Here is a 16,480-nt window from a genome sequence, read left to right as displayed (position 1 = left end):
GCCCAGGCCAGCCGCCATGGCCCGCCCCGCTTCGATTGCAGCGCTCCGGCGGCAGATCGACCGCATCGACGACCAGATCCTCGCGCTGCTGAACCGTCGTGCGCGCGCGGCGCTGGCCGTCGCGGAGCACAAGGCCCGCACGCAGGCGCCGGTGTACGTGCCGTCGCGTGAGGCGCGGGTCCTGGCTCGACTCGGCCGTGTGAACGGCGGGCCGCTGCCGCCCGCCGCGGTGCGCGCGATCTTCGGGGAGATCATCTCGGCGTCGCGCGGCATGGAGCAGCGGCTGCGCATCGGCTACCTCGGGCCTGCGGCCACCTGGGCGCACCTCGCGGCACAGCGCCACTTCGGTGCCTCCGCGGAGTATGTCGCCGCGCCGACGATCGCCGAGGTCTTCGCCGACGTCGAGCACGGCCGCGCCCACCTCGGCGTGGTGCCGGTCGAGAACTCGACCGAGGGCATGGTGGCGCACACGCTCGACCTGCTCGCCGAGTCGCCGCTCCAGATCTGCGCCGAGGTGAAGCTGTCGATCCAGCACTGCCTGCTCGCGCGCCCGGGCACGACGCTCGCCGACGTGCAGCGCGTCGGCGCGCATCCGCAGGCGCTCGCGCAGTGCCGCCGCTGGCTCGCGACGCATCTGCCGAACGTCGCGCTGGGCGAGGAAGCCAGCAACGCGCGTGCGGCCGCACGCGCCGCAGCCGAGCCCGGCACCGCGGCGATCGCGGCGGCGGTGGCGGCGGACGCCTACAAGCTCTCGGTGCTCGCGGAGCGCATCCAGGACGAGGCCGGCAACGTCACCCGCTTCGTGGTCCTCGGGCGCGGCGACGCCGACGCGCCGAGCGGCGACGACCGCACGTCGATCGTCGTCAGCGTGCGCGACGAGATCGGCGTGCTGGCGAAGCTGCTGCGCCCGTTCGCCACCCATCGCGTCGATCTCCTCAAGATCGAATCCAGGCCGCTGCGGGAGCGGCCGTGGGAGTACTACTTCTTCCTCGACCTGAAGGGGCATCGTCAGGACGCGCGCGTCGCTCGCGCGCTGGCCGCGGTCGAGGGACGGGCGCTGCGCCAGAAGGTGCTCGGCTCGTATCCAGCCGCCCCGGATCCGGAGCCCTGATGGACGTACGTCATCTGGTGCCCGAGTGGATTCGGACCCTCACGCCGTATCCGCCCGGCAAGCCGATCGAGGAGGTCGAGCGCGAGCTCGGCATCCGCGATTCGATCAAGCTCGCGTCGAACGAGAATCCGCTCGGGCCGTCGCCGAAGGCGATCGCCGCGGTGGCGGACGCGCTGCCGCGCCTGCACCTGTATCCGGACGGCTCGGCGTTCTACCTGAGCCGCAGGCTGGCGGAGCGGCACGGCGTGTCGCCCGACGACATTCTCGTCGGCAACGGCTCGAACGAGATCATCGAGCTCGTGATCCGCACCTTCCTGCGGCCGCGCGACGAGGCCGTCATCGCCGACGGCGCCTTCGTCATCTACCGCATGATCGTGCAGTCGGCGGCGGGCGTGCCGCGCATGGTGCCGCTGCGACGCTTCACCCACGACCTCGAGGCCATGGCCGAGGCCGTGACGCCGCGCACGCGCCTCGTCTTCGTGGCCAACCCGAACAACCCGACCGGCACCATGGTGACGCGGGCGCAGTGGCAGGCGTTCCTGCGCGCGCTCCCGGCGCGCCAGCTGCTGGTCGTGGCCGACGACGCCTACGCCGACTACGTCGAGGATCCGGACTACCCGGACACGATCGGCTCGCGCGGCGGCGAGGTGCCGGTCATCACGCTGCGCACGTTCTCGAAGCTGTATGGGCTCGCGGGGCTGCGGATCGGCTATGCGGTGGCGCCGGGGGCCGTCATCGAGGCGATCCAGCGCGTGCGCCAGCCGTTCAACGTGAACGCCCTCGCACTGGTCGCCGCGGAGGCGGCGCTCGCCGACGTCGCGCACGTCGAGCGTACGCTGCAGGTGAACCGCGAGGGCATGGCGTTCCTCACCGAGGCGTTCCGCCGCCTCGACGTCCAGTGGGTGCCGAGCGTCGCCAACTTCATCCTCGTCCGCGTGGGGCAGGGCATGGGCGTGTACGACGCGCTCCTCCGCCGCGGGGTGATCACCCGACCCATGGACGGCTACGGCTTTCCCGAGCACCTGCGCGTCACGATCGGGCTGCCGGAGGAGAACCAGCGCTTCGTCGAGGCGCTGGAAGCGGTCCTCCGCGGCGGGCGATGACGGCGGGCGGCAGCGCGCGCCTCCCGCGGCTCGTGGTCGCGGGCGTGGGGCTCATCGGCGGCTCGTTCGCGCTCGCGGCGCGGGCGGCGGACCTCGTGGGCGAGATCGTCGGGATCGGGCGTACGCGGCGCAACCTCGAGGAGGCGCTGCGGCGGGGGATCATCGACCGCATCGCGATCGACGCCGCGGACGCGGCGCGCGACGCCGACGTCTTCCTGCTCGCGGCGCCGGTCGGCGCGTGCGCGGCGCTCGCCGCCGAGCTGCGGCCGCATGCGCGGCCCGACGCGATCCTCACCGACGCGGGGAGCACGAAGGCCGGCCTCGTCGCGGCCCTGGAGGCGGCGTGGACGTCGCCGGCGCTCGTCGTCGGCGCGCATCCCATCGCCGGCAGCGAGACCTCGGGTGCCGGCGCAGCGCGGGCGGATCTCTACCGGGGCCGGCCGTGCATCCTGACGCCGACGGCGGCGACCGACCCCGGGGCGCTGGCGCGCGTGCGCGCGCTGTGGGAGGGCGTCGGCGCCCGCGTCACCGAGATGGACGCCGGCCGCCACGACGCCATCCTCGCGCGCGTGTCGCACGTGCCGCATCTCGTCGCCTACGCCCTCGTGCTCGCAGCCACCGAGGGAGCCGTGCCGGCGGACGAGCTGCTCGCCTGGGCGGGCGCGGGCTTCCGCGACACGACCCGCATCGCGGCGAGCCCGGCCGAGCTCTGGCGCGACATCGCGCTGGCGAACGCCGCGGCCGTGTGTGCAGGCCTGGCCGAGTTCCGCGCCGCGTTGGCGCGCATCGAGCGCTGCGTGGCGCAGGGCGACGCGGCGGGGCTCGAGGCGGCACTGGCCGTCGCCGCGCGCGCCCGCCGCGGGCTCGGGGGAGGTGGCGCATGAGGCCGCTGCGGGTGGGACCGCCGGCCGGGCGGCTCGACGGCTCGTGCCGGGTGCCCGGCGACAAGTCGATCTGCCATCGCTCGCTGCTACTGGGCGCGCTCGCCGAGGGCGAGAGCGTGATCGAGGGATTCCCGGGCGGGGCCGACGTCTGCGCCACGCTGGACGCCGTGCGGCGTCTGGGCGCGCAGGCGACGCGGACCGGCGACACGGTGCGCCTCGTCGGGGCGGGCCTGGGGCTCGGACCGACGGGCGAGGTCGCGCTCGACTGCGGCAACTCCGGCACGACGATGCGTCTCGGCGCCGGGCTGGTCGCCGGCGGGCCGGGCCTCGTCGTGCTCGACGGCGACGCCTCGCTGCGCCGCCGGCCGATGGAGCGCATCGCCGCGCCCCTGCGACAGATGGGCGCCATCGTCGAGACCACCGAGGGACGCGCGCCGCTGCGGGTGCGCGGCGGTGCGCTCGCCGGCATCGACTACACGCTGCCGGTGGCGAGCGCGCAGGTGAAGTCGGCCGTCCTGCTGGCCGGCCTGCGGGCCCGGGGCACGACGCGGGTGCGCGAGCCGCTGCGGAGCCGCGACCACACCGAGCGCATGCTGGCGCACCAGGGCGTACGGCTCGCGCGGCACGACGACGGCGTCTCGGTCGAGGGCGGGCAGACGCTGCGGCCGCTCGCGCTGACGTTGCCGGGCGATCCCTCGTCGGCGGCGTTCCTGGCCGTGGCGGCGCTGCTGCTGCCGGGCTCGGCGATGCGGGTGGAGGCGGTGGACGTCAATCCGACCCGCATCGGGGCGTTTCGCATCCTCGGGCGCATGGGGGCGTCGATCGCCGTCGAAGGAGGGCGCGACGTCGCAGGCGAACCGATCGGTGACCTCGTCGTGCGCCACGCCCCGCTGCGCGGGACGGCGGTGACACCCGAGGAGGTTCCGGATGCCATCGACGAGCTGCCGATCCTGGCCGTGGCCGCCGCCTTCGCGACCGGCGAGACGCGCTTCACGGGTGCGGCCGAGCTGCGCGTGAAGGAGAGCGATCGCCTCGCGGCCCTGGAGCAGCTGCGCCCGCTCGGCGTGGCGGTGACAGCGCTGCCCGACGGCCTCGTGGTGCACGGCGATCCTGCCCGCCGACTGCGCAGCGGGCGCATCGTCACCGGCGGCGACCACCGCATCGCCATGGCCTTCGCGGTGGCGGCCCTGCGTGCCGAGGGCGGCCTCGTCATCGACGATCCCGCCTGCGCGGACGTCTCGTTCCCCGGCTTCTTCGACCTCCTGCATGCGCTCGGCGCGGTCGTGGAGCCGGCATGAGCGCACCCCGCGTGGTCGCCGTGGACGGCCCGGCGGGGGCGGGCAAGAGCACCGCGAGCCGTGGCCTCGCCACCCGCCTGGGCTTCGGCTACGTCGACACGGGGGCGATGTATCGGGCCGTGGGTGTGCTGGCGCACGAGGCCGGCATCGCATTCGACGACGAGCCGGCGCTGGCGGCGCTGATCGACGGCCTCACCTTCGCGCTCGAGGACGGCGGTACGCGGCTCGTCGTCGACGGGCGTGACGTCTCGCAGGCCATCCGGCGGCCCGACGCCGGCGAGCTGGCCTCGAAGGTGTCGACGCGCCCCGCGGTGCGCACGCGCCTGGTGGCGCTGCAGCGTCGTCTGGGCAAGGGTGGCCGGGTGGTGATGGAGGGTCGCGATATCGGCACGGTCGTGTTCCCGGACGCGCCGCTCAAGGTCTATCTCACTGCCGACCCCACCGAGCGGGCCCGGCGCCGTGCGATCGACCTGCGGGCCCGCGGCGACGTTGTCGACGAGGCGCTCCTCGCCCGCGAGATCACCGAGCGGGACCAGCGGGACGCGACCCGGTCCGCGTCCCCGCTCGTCCCCGCGGCCGACGCTCTCGTGCTCGACACCACCCGACTGGACCTGGGTGCAGTGGTGGAGCAGATGGTAGGCATGGCCCGCGCGCGAGGGCTCGAATGAGGTGGCGTGGAACCGCGTGGCGGCGGATGCCCTTGAATCCGTGGTGGAACAGGACTATGGAACCCCGGTTGCGCCCGCGTCATTGCCGCGTTCATTCCCGCGCACAGGGGGTACCCGCTTGATGTCCGTGTCGTCGGAGAAGCCCGGTTTCGAGACCGGAGCCGAAGAGGATTTCGCCTCCCTCTTCGAGCAGAGTCTCAAGAGCCCCAAGCCGGGTGAGATCGTGTCGGGCCGAGTCGTCCATATCGGACGCGACAGCGTCACCGTCGACATTGGCTACAAGTGCGAGGGCTCCGTTCCGATCCATGAGTTCCAGACCCGCGACGGCGAGATGACCGTCGAGGAAGGCGAGCAGGTCGACGTCTACTTCGAAGGCAGCGACTCCGAGAGCGGTGGCATTCACCTCTCCCGTCAGAAGGCGCTGCAGTTCGTCGTGTGGCGCGACATCGAGCGCGCCTTCCAGGAAGAGCAGCCCATCGAGGGCGCGATCGTCGGCAAGGTGAAGGGCGGCCTCAAGGTCGACATCGGCGTGCCCGCCTTCCTGCCCGGCTCGCACGCCGACATCCGGCCGGCCCGCAACCTGGATCGCTACATCGGCCAGCGCGGCCGCTTCGCCATCCTGAAGTTCAACCGCTCGCGGGGGAACGTCGTCGTCTCCCGGCGCATGGTGCTCGAGAAGGAGCGCACGGCGCTGAAGGAAGAGACGCTGAAGGTGCTCGAGGAAGGCGTCATCCTCGAGGGCACGGTGAAGAACATCACCGACTACGGCGCCTTCGTCGATCTGGGCGGCATCGACGGCCTGCTCCACGTGACCGACATGTCGTGGGCTCGCGTCGGCCATCCGTCCGAGCTCGTGAACGTCGGCGATCACGTGAAGGTCGTCGTCCTCAAGTACGACGCGGAGCGCGAGCGCGTGTCGCTCGGCATGAAGCAGATCATGCCCGACCCGTGGTCGACGGTGAGCGAGCGCTACCCCCCCGGCGCGCGCGTGAAGGGCAAGGTCGTCAGCCTCACCGACTACGGCGCGTTCGTCGAGATCGAGGCGGGGCTCGAGGGCCTCATCCACGTCTCCGAGATGTCGTGGACGAAGCGCGTGACGCACCCGTCGAAGGTGCTCGAGCCTGGGCAGGAGGTCGAGGTCCAGATCCTCGACATCGACCCGCACAACCGGCGCATCTCGCTGGGCCTCAAGCAGACCGAGCCGAACCCGTGGGAGATGGTCCGCATCAACCACCCGGTGAACAGCCGGATCACCGGCAAGGTGAAGAGCATCACCGATTTCGGCGTCTTCGTCGAGCTCGAGGAGGGGATCGACGGCCTCGTGCACGTCTCCGACCTCCACTGGACGAAGAAGGTCAAGCACCCGTCGGAGTTCTTCAAGAAGGGCGACGACGTCGAGGCGGTCGTGCTCGGCATCGACGTCGACAACGAGCGCATCTCGCTCGGCATCAAGCAGCTGAGCGAGGACCCGTGGTCGGCGGTGCCGAAGCGCTATCCGAACGGCACGCGCATCCGCGGCAAGGTCTCGAGCGTCACCGACTTCGGCGTCTTCGTCGAGATCGAAGAGGGCGTCGAGGGCCTGATCCACGTCTCGCAGCTCTCGACCGAGCGGGTGGACCGCCCGGCGTCGCTCTACAAGATCGGCGACGAGGTCGAGGCCGAGGTCACGCAGGTCGATCCACGCGAAAAGCGCATCGCCCTGTCGATCAAGGCGCTGCGCCGCAGCGAGGAGCGCGAGGAGTTCCAGGCGCACTTGAAGCGGGAGCAGGAAGCGGCGAAGTTCTCGTTCGCCGACATCATGCCCGGCGAGCTCGAGCAGCGGGACAAGCAGAAGGGCTGAGCAGCCGCCCGGCACCCGGAACGGGACGATCGTTAGCGACAGCCGACAGGGAGCGGGGCGATGACGAAGCGCGATCTCATCGACGAGGTGGTGAAGCTCTTCCCTCGCTTCTCCCGTCGCGACGCCGAGGTCATGGTGAACGAGGTCTTCGACACCATGACCCAGGCGCTGGTGCGCGGCGAGCGCATCGAGATCCGCGGCTTCGGCAGCTTCGTCGTGAAGCAGCGCCAGGCCCGCGAGGGCCGCAACCCCAAGACGGGCGAGGTCGTGCCCGTCCAGGCGAAGCGCGTGCCGTTCTTCAAGGTCGGCAAAGAGCTGCGCCTGCGCGTCGACGGCAAGCCGTGGCAGCCGGACGAGCCGTCGGCGGTCTCGTCGTCGTAGCGGGCCGGGTCCGGATGCCGTCGAGCGGCTGAGCTGGGCAGCTTTTGCCGGGCTCGGCCGAGGCTCGCATCTCGCGCGAGACGCGTGCACGGTGGAGCCCGTACCGCTGGAGCAGCCGCGTCTCGGCCGGTCGTTCTCGCGTACGCTCTTCCTCATGTCTGCGAGAGCGGCGTCGTTCGCATCCGGGTCCCGCCGAGCCGCGGCGGGCGCCGATCCGTGCCGGCGACGCGTGGCATGCGCCGGGAGGGGGGCGACGCGCGCGCGCCCCGCGGCGTCATGCTGCAAGCGAACGGAGCTACGGTGATCTGGGGCGTCGCCTACGCCGTGCTCCTCGTGGTGCTCTTCGTGCGCGTGCAGACGTCGCCCGCTGCCGTGCCGCGCACGCCGATCCTGCCCGCAGCCGACGACCCGCTGGGGTTGATCCGGCTGCACCACCGCCTCTTCGCCGTGATTCTCGCCGGAGCACCCGTGGAAGCGCTGATCCACACGGGACCGGCGCGCGGTCGTCTCGTCGGGCTGGCCGCGTTCACGGCCGGCGTCGCGTTGTATCGGCTCGGCGGCCGCGCGCTCGGCGAGGCGCTGTCGCCCCTCACCGAGCCACGTCCCGGTGTGCCGCTCGTGACCGGCGGTCCATATCGCTGGCTCCGACATCCGATGTACGTCGGGCAGGGGCTGATCGCGATCGGCGCACCGCTCACCCTCGGCAGTCGCTGGGTGGTCTGGCTCGCCGTCCCTGCCGTCGTCGTCCTCGCGCGCCGCATCGTGCTCGAGGAACGTGCGCTCGCTCGCATCTACCCGGAGTACTCGCGCTATGCCGCACAGGCCAAACGCCTCCTTCCCTTCGTCTTCTGACGGACGCGGGCGGCGGATCGCCCGGGTCGTCCTCGCGGCCTGGGCGCTCCTCGTGTTCGTCGCCTACTGGGCCCTGCGGCTTCCGGGAGCGCCGTGACGGATCTCGCGCTGCTCCTCGTGCTGCTGCCGGCGTGTGCCGGCAGCGGGTTGCTCGCCCAGCGGCTGTTGCGGGCCCGGTCGCGCGACGCAGCCGACCATCTGCTCGAGGGCCTCACGGTCGGGCTCGCGATCCTGGCCGCGGTGAGTCTCGTATGTGCGGCCACGGGGCACCTGCGCGCGACGCCGGTCGCGGTCGCGTTGGGCGTCATGCTGGTCGTCGGTGCCCGCGATCTGGTGGGTGCGGTGCGCGCGCTGCGGCCGCCGCACGGCGCGCTCGTATGGGGCGCGGTCGCGGTGGGCCTCGGCGTCGGGCTCGCCGAGATCCCGATGATGCTGGCGCCGGCGGTCGGCGGCGACCAGACGAAGTACCAGCTCGCCTATCCCCGACTCTGGGCGCAGGCGGGCGGCCTCGTGGCGACGCCCTGGACGTTCTGGGGTCAGCAGCAGTTCCTCGAGAACTTCCTCTTCGCGGGCGCGTTCGTGCTGCGCGGCGACGTTCTCGCGCGGCTGCTGAGCGGCGTCTCGGGCGTGATCGCCGCGCTCGCGCTCGCCGGCCTGGTGCGCCGCCACTTCGACCGCCGGATCGCGCCGTTCGCGGGGCTCGTCGTGTGGACCCTGCCGATGAGCTGGTCGCTCATGAGCCGGGCCGGCGCGGATCTCCCCGTAGTCGCCTTCGCCGCGCTGTCCGTGCGCGCGTTCCTCGACTGGGCCTGGGGTGCGGCGGCGAGCGACCTCCGCCGCGCCGCGCTGTTCGCCGGCCTGGCCGGGGCGACGAAGGTGATGGGCCTCCTGCTGCCGACGCTCGTCGGACTCGGGGTGCTCGCCGTCATGGCGCGGCGACGCTGGGCTCCCGGGCGCGCGTTCGCCGCCGCGCTCGGGTTCGGGCTCCTCGTGCTCGCGGTGGCGCTTCCCTGGTACGTGCGCAACGCCGTCGAGACCGGCAACCCGATCTATCCGTTCGGCCACGGGCTCTTCCCGGGCCGATACTGGAGCGCCGAGGCCGGCGCGTATCTCGACGAGTACTACCAGTGGTACCAGAGGACGTACGCCGCCCGCCGTGCCGGCAGTGCGTACGGCGGGCTCGACGTGCTCCGCTTTCCGTGGGACCTCACGATGCATCCCGAGGCCTTCGAAAACACGTCGCGCTCGGCGTTCGACATCAGCCCCCTGCTGCTCGCGTTCCTGCCCGGGGTGCTGCTCGTGCGGCGGCGACGGGCCGCAGTGCTCGGCACCGCGGCGGTCGGCGTCGCCTTCGTCGCCATCATCGCCGGCGGCGCCTGGGCCCACCCGCGCTACGTCCTGCCCGGCGTGATGCTCGCGCTGGCCGCCTGCGTCCCGGCGGGGCAGGCGGTGTGCGGCCGGCGCGTGTTCGCCGCCCTCGTCGGCGTCACCATCGCCGGCAATCTGGCGCTGATCGGCCTGCGCGTCGCGCGGCCCATGTGGCCGGATCAGGTGCGCGTCGCCGTCGGCCGTATGGACGACACGACGTTCCTGCGCCGGTACTCGCCGCGCTGGGTCTTCTGGAGCGAGGCCAACGCCGCCATTCCGTCCGACGGCCGCGTCGTGGTCCTCGAGAAGATACCGCACCCGTACTACATCGAGCGGCCGTTCGTGCTCCTCAGCTATCTCGAGCAGGGGCTCGTCGACTATCGCACGCTCCCGTCCGCGGACGTCCTGGTGTCAGATATCCGTCGTCTCGGGGCGGGCTACGTCGCCGTCGACGTGGAGGGATTGCAGGCGCGCGAGGACCCGTACGAGGCGCGTGTGACGGGAATCTGGCGCGACCTCGTCGCCCGGAGCGGGGTCCCCATCGTCGAGGCCGGCGGCTTCGCTCTGTATGCGCTCCCGCCGCCGCCCGGGCGCGATGGCGGAGCGTCATGACGCGCTGCGCATGGTTTGATACCCAGATGGAATCCCGCTAACTCAGACGGTACCCCCCGGATCGCCGCTGCATGCCTACGGTTGCCGTCGACATCCTCACCGGCTTCCTCGGAAGCGGGAAGACGACTCTCCTGCGGCACGTGCTCGACCACGGCCTCCAGGGGAAGCCGGTCGCCGTGATCATGAACGAGATCGGCGACATCGGCATCGACGGACGCGTCGTGACGGGGCTTTCCGCGGTGGAGAAGATGGTCGAGCTCTCGAGTGGCTGCATCTGCTGCACGATCGACGACTACCGCTTCGACCTCGCCGTGCAGCAGATCGTCGAGACCACGCGCCCCCACCTGATCGTCATCGAGTCCACGGGCCTCGCCGATCCCGAGCCGCTCGCGCAACGCGTGAAGGGGGCAGGGCTCGGGCTCGACGCGATCGTCACGGTCGTCGACGCCGCCAACGTCGAGCAGCATCTGCGCGAGACCGAAGTCGCCCACGCACAGATCGAGGCCGCCGACTTCCTCGTCGTGAACAAGCTCGACCTCGTCTCGGCGGACGCGCTCGCGCGCGTGGAGGCGACGCTCGGCGCGCGCAACGATCGCGCCACGCGCTTCCAGACCGTGCGCGGCGCGATCGACAGCGACGTCCTTTTCGCGACGGGCGTCGCCACGTACCGCGAGCGCGCGCGGAGTCACAGCGGGCATCTGCACGCCGACCGTTTCGGCAGCTTCGCCTACCGATCCGCGCGGCCGCTCGACCAGGACGCCTTCGAGCACTTCCTCGCGCATCTGCCGCGCGAGGTCGTACGCGCCAAGGGCCTCGTGCAGATCGCCGGGCGCGATTGGCAATGTCTCTTCAACTTCACCTGCGGGCGATGGGAGCTCAACTGGGTGAAGCTACCCACCATCCCGGAGAACCAGGCCGTGTTCATCGGCCGTGACCTCGCGAACCACGAGCCCGCGCTGCGGGCCGCGCTCGCGAATTGCGAGCGTGAGCCGGCGCCGCGTGCCGACCACGTCGGAGCCTAGGAGACCAGCACCATGCAGGACCTCATCAAGAAGATCGAGCGCCGCGAGGCGCATTGCGGCGTGATCGGACTCGGCTACGTCGGGCTGCCGCTCGCCCTCGAGCTGGCGCGCGCCGGGTTCAAGGTGACCGGCATCGATCTCGACGAGAGCAAGATCAAGGCGATCAACGCCGGCAAGTCGTACATCGTCGACACCAAGGACGAAGAGATCGCGGAGCCGGTGAAGGCCGGCAAGTTCCGCGCGACGAACGACTTCTCCGTCATCCGCGAGCTCGACACGGTGAACATCTGCGTGCCGACGCCGCTGCGGAAGACGAAGGATCCGGACCTCACCTACGTCGTCTCGGCGGTGAACGAGATCAAGCAGTACCTGCACAAGGGCATGCTGGTGATTCTCGAGAGCACCACCTACCCGGGCACGACCGACGAGGTCGTGCGCCCCGCGCTCGAGTCGTCGGGGCTCGAGGTCGGCACCGACTTCGCGCTCGCGTTCTCGCCCGAGCGCATCGACCCGGGCAACGAGCGCTTCAACACCAAGAACATCCCGAAGGTGGTGGGCGGCACGACGCCCTCCTGCGCCCAGGTCGCGAAGAGCCTCTACGAGGCGTCGGTCGACACGGTGATCCCGGTGTCGTCGACCCAGGTCGCGGAGATGGTGAAGCTGCTCGAGAACACCTTCCGCAGCGTCAACATCGGCCTCGTGAACGAGCTCGCGCAGATGTGCGGTGCCCTCAACGTCGACGTCTGGGAGGTGATCGACGCCGCCAAGACCAAGCCGTTCGGGTTCATGCCGTTCTACCCCGGCCCGGGCCTCGGCGGGCACTGCATCCCGATCGATCCGTTCTACCTCTCGTGGAAGGCGAAGATGAATGGCTTCGACGCCCGCTTCATCGAGCTCGCCGGCGCCATCAACGAGAGCATGCCGCGCTTCGTGGTGGAGAAGGTCACCGACGCGCTCAATCGGCACCAGAAGAGCGTGCGCGGGTCGCGCATCCACGTGATGGGCGTCGCCTATAAGGCCGGCGTCAATGACATCCGGGAGTCGCCCGCCCTGACCGTGATGAAGCTCCTCCAGGAGAAGGGCGCGATCCTCTCCTACACGGATCCCTATATTCCCCACATGCACGACGAGGGCTTCGAGCTGAGCTCGGTCGAGGCCAAGAACGGGTTCATGGGGGCGATCGATTGCGTGGTGATCCTCACGGCGCACCCGGGGATCGACTATGCTGCTATCCAGAAGGCCGCGCCGCTGGTCGTGGATACCCGCAACGCCTTGCAGGGATGCACGGGTGACAACGTAATCCGATTGTAGATTCCGACGGGATTCCGCGCTTCTGCCCTCCCATTTTTCTTGACAGTCGAGGTACGGTTCGTGCTACCTATGCGCCCCGGGCGCCGTACGAACCGCGGTCGCCTCGTTGCGAAGGAGGGCAATCAATGGGAGCTCGTACGAGCCGGCTCGGCCGGGCTGCGATCGTGGTCGCAGCAACGCTCGCGGTCGGCGCGCAGGTCGCGTCGGCGCAGCCGCTGAAGCGCGACCTCGGGTCGTACTTCATCTTCGGGATGACCAACGTCAGCCTGAAGAACTTCAAACTGAACGGTGCGTGCAACACGGGCGCGAACTGCGCCCAGCCGGCGACGAACTCGTCGTGCGGCGTGGTCACGCACGAAAACGCCACCTACGACCGGGGCTCGCAGATCGTCGGCGACATGACCCGGTTCAACCGGCCCGGGGCGTCGATCTGGCAGCTGTTCTCCAACCGGCCGTCCGGTCTGCCGAACGTCACCATCGGTGCGCCGCCGGTGCAGTCCTGGGTGCCGCCGATCCTCGGCGACGTCGACGGCGACGGCGTGCCGAGCTGCCGGACGCAGAACCAGCAGTGCGTGCCGGACTACGGCGACCTGTATGCCGCTTGCGGCTTCCCCGCCCAGTTCCCCGCCTGCGATCTGACCAAGTCGATCGTCGTGCTGCCGAACTCGGACTGCCCGGTCATCATCAACGATCCGATTCCTGGCAACGGCATCTGCGACCTCGCGCCGGGCGTCTGGGGTAACATCTCGATCCAGAATGCCGCCAAGCTGAACTTCATCGGCGGGACCTACACCGTCTGTAACCTGCTCGCCGGGCAGAACGCCGACATCACCGCATCGGGGAAGACGACGATCTATCTGAACGGCGACATGGACCTGAAGAACGGCACCGATTTCGGCCCGGCGCCGGCTCAGGACTGCGGCAAGATCGAGGTCTTCGGCAACGGTGGGGGCGTCATCGGCTTCGGCCGCGACTCCGACATCAACGGCTTCTTCTGCGCCCCCGAGCGTCTCATCCGCCTCGGCCACAACAACAACCTGACCGGTCGCTACTTCGGCGACGTGGTCAACGCCGACTCGAACGATCGCGGCTTCTGCTGCGAGGAAACCGGGAACTGTGCCTGCTTCGACTCGCTGTCGCCGGTGACGGCGAGCGTCGGCCAGAACGTCACCATGACCGGCAACTGCGGTCTCGGGGCGGCCACCGGTGTGGTCCTGCAGTGCGGCCTCAACTCGTTCGCGGCCCCCATCGTGACGCAGTCGAGCACGGAGCTGGTCTTCACCGTACCGGCCGGCGCTTCCGGCGCCTGCACGGTCAAGGTGGAGAGCCTCTCCGGCGTCTTCACCGGCTCCACCACCCTCACGGTGAACTGACGTGGCGAAGGCGAAGGAGACCACCGACATGCGCACCCTGAACACCATCAAGATCGGGCTGGCGGCAGCACTCACCATTGCCGTCGCCGGCCCCATGCTGACGCCGTCGGCCTACGCGCAGCCCCTGCGCCGCGACCTGGCGTCCTACTTCATCCTGGCCCAGCGCAAGGCGACGCTGAAGGACATGCAGCTCGACTCCGCCTGCAACATCGGAGTGAACTGCGGCGTCAGCGGCAACTTCTCGCAGTGTGGCCAGCTGAGCTTCGGCGCGACGACCCAGGCCAACGGCAGCCAGACGGTCGGCCACGCGACCTTCTTCCGCAAGGCCCCGGCCAAGATCTGGCAGCTGTTCCGCAACAACGACAGCTCGCTCGCGAACGTGGCGATCGGGCTTCCGCCGCCGACCCCGTTCGACACGCCGATCATCCCCGGCACCTGCAGCGGCTGCGTCCCGGACGTCGCCGCGCTGCGGGCCGCCTGCGGATTTGCGAATCCGTTCCCGGCCTGCGACCCGACCAAGAACGTCAAGGTGCCGCCGAACGGCGACTGCGACATCATGGACACGAACCCGGGCAACGGGGCCTGTGACCTGCCGCCGGGTACCTACGGCCTGATCAACGTCCTCAACGGCGCCCGCCTGAACATGAGCCCCGGCACGTACAACGTGTGCAACTTCAAGAGCGGCAAGAGCGTCATCATCAGCGGCACCGGGGTCCAAATCAACGTCAACAACGGCTTCTTCAAGCTGAACAACAACAACGACCTGGGTAGCGGCTGCGGCGATTTCACGGTCCACGTGACGGGCAGCGGCCAGGTGTCGTTCGGCCGCAACTCGCTGATCGCCGCCAAGCTCTGTGCGCCCGAGTCGAACGTGAAGCTCGGCCACAACAACACCCTCATCGGGCAGTTCGTCGGTGACGTCGTCAACGCGGACCTGAACGACCGCGGCCAGTGCTGCGGCGGACGGTGCTCCTGCTACGACTCGTTCGCGCCGACCACGGCGTCGGTGGGTGCCACCATCACGGCCACCGGCACCTGCGACATGATGGCGACGACCAAGGTCACCGTCTGCGGCTTCGACGCCCCGATCACCGTGAAGACGCCGCTCGAGCTGAAGTTCACGGTCCCGGCGGGTGCCGCCGGTGCCTGCAACGTCGTCTTCGAGAGCCCGGCGGGCAGCTTCCTCGGCTTCAGCAAGCTGACCGTCAACTGAGAAGCGACCTGACGAGCATCACGCAGCACATCCGGTTCCAGCAGATTCCGATCTGACGGAGCAACCGCGGGCGGAGCCGCCGAGATGGTGGTTCCGCCCGCGCGCGTTCCGGGGCTCGCGTCGAGAGGTGCCGGCGAGGAGTTCGCCGGCAGGGGAGTGCGGTAGGGCGGCGGCAGGAAGCCCCGCGCGGCAGCGGGACGCGGGGCGTTCGGCCCGAAACGGACGGCGCACAGGGAGGTGCCAGATGCGTTTTGGTGCGATCGCGAGATGGTGTGGAATGGGGGGCGTCGCACTGGCGACGCTCGGTTCGGCGGATCCGGCCGGGGGACAAGCGCTCCAGCGTGACCTCGGCAGCTACTTCCTGGTGGCGCTGCGCTCGGCCAGCCTGAAGGACATGATGCTGCCCGACGGCTGCAACGTCGGCACCAGCTGCGCGTCGCCCAGCACGAACTCGAGCTGCGGCACCATGACGCTCGACCGCGCGTTCTTCGGCGACGGCTCGCAGATCGTCGGCGACGTGGTCAAGTTCACCAAGCCGAGTGCCGACGTCTTCCAGGTGTTCCGCAACAACTCGAGCCCGCTCGACAACGTGACGGTGCGCCAGCCGCCCATCCAGGGCTTCGCGACGCCGCTCATCCCGGGATCGTGCGATCCCGGCTGCTCCCCGAAGCCGGCGGTGATCGAGACCCTGTGCAGCTTCCCGACGCCGTTCCCGCCGTGCACGCCCGGGAAGGACGTGGTGGTGCAGCCCAATGCCGACTGCATCGGCGACACGGCGCCGGGCAACAAGCGCTGCGACCTGCCGCCGGGGAGCTACGGCGTGCTCGACGTGCGCAACGACGCGCGGGCGATCCTGGGCAGCGGCACCTTCACCTTCTGCCAGGTGAAGATCGGCAAGAGCGCCACGGTGCTGGCCTCCGCGGCCACGATCCTGATCCCCCCGGGGCGTGACGCCGCCTTCCGGGTGAACAACGCCAGCACGGTGGGCGTCGAGTGCGGCGACGTCACGGTGCTGCTGAAGGGCCCCGGTGCGGTGAACCTCGGCAAGCAATCGCGCGTGACGGCGCGCATCTGTGCTCCCGAGGCGACGATCTCGCTCGGCCACAGCAACCGCCTCGTCGGTCAGTTCGTCGGCGATACGATCACGGCCGACGTGGGCAACGAGGGACGCTGCTGCGGACGCTGTGTCTGCTTCGACGACTTCAGCCCGAAGGTCGCGCGCGTCGGCGACACCATCACCCTCAGCAGCCACTGTAGCCTCGATTCCACCACCCACGTCCGGATCTGTGGTATCGCTGCGCCGATCACCTCGAAGAGCTCGAACACCCTCACGGTCACGGTTCCCGCCGGCGCGTCGGGGTCGTGCAAGATCGAGGTCGACAGCGTCCCCGGAACCTTCACCGGCAACATGATCCTGTCCGTGTCCTGAAACGCGGGCCCGACA

General features: G+C 70.4%; 14 protein-coding genes. All 14 read left to right on the top strand.

What is annotated here, in order from left to right; genetic code table 11:
• Positions 1-16 precede the first annotated feature (16 nt).
• Positions 17-1,111 carry a prephenate dehydratase gene (gene pheA, locus KIT14_15620; protein MCW5891952.1) on the top strand — a complete coding sequence of 365 codons (1,095 nt, stop codon included), beginning with the start codon at positions 17-19 and terminating at the stop codon, positions 1,109-1,111.
• The gene (locus KIT14_15615) at positions 1,111-2,214 is read left to right on the top strand and encodes a histidinol-phosphate transaminase (GenBank protein ID MCW5891951.1); all 1,104 of its coding nucleotides are present in this window, start codon (positions 1,111-1,113) and stop codon (positions 2,212-2,214) included. The genes pheA and KIT14_15615 overlap by 1 nt, the downstream gene beginning before the upstream one ends.
• On the top strand, positions 2,211-3,098 hold the full coding sequence (locus tag KIT14_15610) for a prephenate dehydrogenase/arogenate dehydrogenase family protein (GenBank protein ID MCW5891950.1): 888 nt from the start codon (positions 2,211-2,213) through the stop codon (positions 3,096-3,098). The genes KIT14_15615 and KIT14_15610 overlap by 4 nt, the downstream gene beginning before the upstream one ends.
• Entirely contained in the window at positions 3,095-4,396 is a 1,302-nt protein-coding gene (aroA, locus tag KIT14_15605) for a 3-phosphoshikimate 1-carboxyvinyltransferase (protein MCW5891949.1), read from the top strand. The genes KIT14_15610 and aroA overlap by 4 nt, the downstream gene beginning before the upstream one ends.
• On the top strand, positions 4,393-5,064 hold the full coding sequence (gene cmk, locus KIT14_15600) for a (d)CMP kinase (protein ID MCW5891948.1): 672 nt from the start codon (positions 4,393-4,395) through the stop codon (positions 5,062-5,064). The genes aroA and cmk overlap by 4 nt, the downstream gene beginning before the upstream one ends.
• 121 nt (positions 5,065-5,185) lie before the next feature.
• A complete protein-coding gene (locus KIT14_15595; protein MCW5891947.1) occupies positions 5,186-6,904 on the top strand; it encodes a 30S ribosomal protein S1 in 1,719 nt (572 codons plus the stop codon).
• A gap of 60 nt (positions 6,905-6,964) precedes the next feature.
• Positions 6,965-7,285, top strand: a complete 321-nt coding sequence (locus tag KIT14_15590; GenBank protein ID MCW5891946.1) for an integration host factor subunit beta — start codon at positions 6,965-6,967, stop codon at positions 7,283-7,285.
• A gap of 300 nt (positions 7,286-7,585) precedes the next feature.
• Complete coding sequence (locus tag KIT14_15585; protein MCW5891945.1) at positions 7,586-8,137, top strand: isoprenylcysteine carboxylmethyltransferase family protein; 552 nt, start codon at positions 7,586-7,588, stop codon at positions 8,135-8,137.
• A gap of 93 nt (positions 8,138-8,230) precedes the next feature.
• Positions 8,231-10,117 (top strand): glycosyltransferase family 39 protein, encoded by a 1,887-nt coding sequence (locus tag KIT14_15580; protein ID MCW5891944.1) that lies wholly within the window; start codon positions 8,231-8,233, stop codon positions 10,115-10,117.
• A 71-nt stretch (positions 10,118-10,188) separates the two neighbouring features.
• Positions 10,189-11,139 carry a GTP-binding protein gene (locus KIT14_15575; protein MCW5891943.1) on the top strand — a complete coding sequence of 317 codons (951 nt, stop codon included), beginning with the start codon at positions 10,189-10,191 and terminating at the stop codon, positions 11,137-11,139.
• Positions 11,140-11,151: 12 nt separating this feature from the next.
• Positions 11,152-12,450, top strand: coding sequence for a nucleotide sugar dehydrogenase (locus KIT14_15570; protein ID MCW5891942.1), 1,299 nt, complete (start codon positions 11,152-11,154; stop codon positions 12,448-12,450).
• Positions 12,451-12,575: 125 nt separating this feature from the next.
• Complete coding sequence (locus KIT14_15565) at positions 12,576-13,823, top strand: IPT/TIG domain-containing protein (protein MCW5891941.1); 1,248 nt, start codon at positions 12,576-12,578, stop codon at positions 13,821-13,823.
• A 1-nt stretch (position 13,824) separates the two neighbouring features.
• Complete coding sequence (locus tag KIT14_15560; GenBank protein MCW5891940.1) at positions 13,825-15,036, top strand: hypothetical protein; 1,212 nt, start codon at positions 13,825-13,827, stop codon at positions 15,034-15,036.
• Positions 15,037-15,313: 277 nt separating this feature from the next.
• Positions 15,314-16,465 (top strand): IPT/TIG domain-containing protein, encoded by a 1,152-nt coding sequence (locus KIT14_15555; GenBank protein MCW5891939.1) that lies wholly within the window; start codon positions 15,314-15,316, stop codon positions 16,463-16,465.
• The last annotated feature ends 15 nt before the right edge of the window (positions 16,466-16,480 follow it).

The sequence above is a fragment of the bacterium genome, from assembly GCA_026129405.1.
In the GTDB taxonomy this organism is placed as follows: Bacteria; Desulfobacterota; Binatia; order DP-6; family DP-6; genus JAHCID01.
The sequence above is the reverse complement of the archived record's forward strand: the minus strand, read 5'-3'. Positions and strand labels throughout refer to the sequence as shown.